The organism is Rhodopirellula maiorica SM1 (assembly GCF_000346295.1).
Taxonomy (GTDB): domain Bacteria; phylum Planctomycetota; class Planctomycetia; order Pirellulales; family Pirellulaceae; genus Novipirellula; species Novipirellula maiorica.
Genome location: NZ_ANOG01000374.1, coordinates 1 through 2,018 on the forward strand (window position 1 = coordinate 1; position 2,018 = coordinate 2,018).

The following is a 2,018-nucleotide window of genomic DNA, read 5'->3' on the forward strand; positions in this document are numbered from 1 at the left end:
ATTTTACGCATCGGTTACACAGCCTCGGTCTACGGTTGTCGCAAAACGGGCGAGCGCGGCTTCGTTTGGTGGAAGGTGGCGGTGAGGTCTTCCCAGTCGATATGCAGCTTGCCGCCGGCCGCTTCGTGCTGTTTTTCCCAGTCGGTGAACAGTTCTAGCACGGCATGATCGACGAAGGTTACTTGATCCAAGTCGACGTGCAGATCGCTGCTGGGATCGACTTCGTCGAGGATCGCCGTGAGCTTCGGCAGGGCGAGGAATGTCGCGGGCCCGGCGACGTGCAGTGTCGTTTTGCCGTTCGACCGATCGACGTCAACGTTCACATGGCTGAACGCCCAAAGCAGCTTGGCCGCGGCGAGCGCGATGCCCACCAGCACGCCGGTCAGCAGGTCGACTGCCACTACGAGCGACAACGTGATCAGGCAGATCAACCCTTCGGACTTACTTGTCTTCCATAGCTTCTTCTGCGCGGGGAAATTGATGAGCTTCCAACCGACGACGACCAGCACCGCGGCGAGGCTCGCCATCGGGATCAAGTTCAAGACGCCAGGGAACACAGCGACGAGGATCAGCAACCACGCGCCGTGCAGGATGGCCGACATGCGTGTCCGTGCGCCCGCGTCAACGTTTGCCGAACTGCGGACGATCACACCTGTAATCGGCAACACGCCCAACAGGCCGCAGACGGTGTTGCCTAAGCCTTGGGCGGTGAGTTCCTTGTTGTACTTTGTCTTAACGTGCTGTTGCATCTTGTCGACGGCGGCGCAGCAAAGCATCGTTTCGGCGCTCGCGACCAGGGCGATCGTCACCGCTATCACCAGCAGTGCGGGATCGAGTAGCAGCAGCCACGACTCGCGCGTCGGCAAGTAAATGCCGTCGGTCAGGTCGCTCGGCACTTCGACCTGTTCGATGTGAACCGGGTCGCCAGGCTGCCTCAGCAGCTCGCTCTCGGCGGGGGGCGCGACTTGCACTTCCAACCCGCCGGGCCGCGCCGGGGCGACGGTCCTTTCGACGGCCGCGGCGTTGGCCGATGGGTCCCCTTTATGCGGATCGAGCTTGGTGATGCCGACCGAGTACGCGACGATCGACGCGGCGACGACCGCCACCACCGGCGGCGGCAGCACGCGAAGCGCTTTTATCGGAATGAATCTCCAAAAGACGAGTATCACAATGGTGCCTACGCCGATCATCGCAGCTAAGTGGTGCGGCTCGCCATCGATGGGCGTGAGCCCCGTCATGATCGACTTGGGAATGGTCACGAGATTCGCCAGCCCCTTGCCGAGCGGGTCGACCCACTCCTTGGCGGCCGTTTCGTCGTCGACCATCTGGTGGAACATCTTGGCGAAGATCAACACGCCGATGCCGCTGAGCATGCCTTGAATCACCGCGGGCGAAACCGCGCGGAACAGGCTGCCAAATTTTAGTAGTCCGGCCGCAAGTTGAATCAGCCCGGCAAGGAACACCGCCATGCCGAGCGCCTGCATGGCCTGGGTGATATCGAAACCGCCGGACTCTGTCTCGCCAAAATCTTCGATTACTTTCGCGACAAGCACAAACAAGCCGGCTGCCGGACCGCTGACTTGCAGCGGCGATCCGGCGATCCAACCGACGATCAGGCCGCCGACGATGCCCGAGATGAGCCCCGTGGCGGGCGGCGCGCCCGAGGCAATCGCAATGCCGATGCACAACGGCAACGCGACTAAGAAGACAATGATCGACGCGGGGAAGTCGCTCTTGAAGGCTTCGCCGAGCGAAAGTTTCGGCTTGCCGTTGCTGTTGTTAGGCATAGCTGGTTGGCCTTAACGAATCAGGTGCACGCACCGCTCACGCGAAAAATCAACGATCGCGATTTGAGTCATGGGGGCCTTAATCCCACCTTATCCCCATGGTTTTACCAGAGATAGTGAGCGCTCTTCCACTCGATCGGTCCGATTTTGCGAAGAGAAGAGAGAAGTAGGGGAGCCAGGCCCAAAAATGTTTTTCCACTGAGCGTTCTCACAAACGCTTCGTAGTCCTCC

1 protein-coding gene is annotated in these 2,018 nt (G+C 60.6%); it reads right to left on the reverse strand.

Going from position 1 to position 2,018, the window contains the following annotated elements:
- Positions 1–29: 29 nt before the first annotated feature.
- Entirely contained in the window at positions 30–1,787 is a 1,758-nt protein-coding gene (locus RMSM_RS36765) for a SulP family inorganic anion transporter (protein WP_008696057.1), read from the reverse strand.
- Positions 1,788–2,018 lie beyond the last annotated feature (231 nt).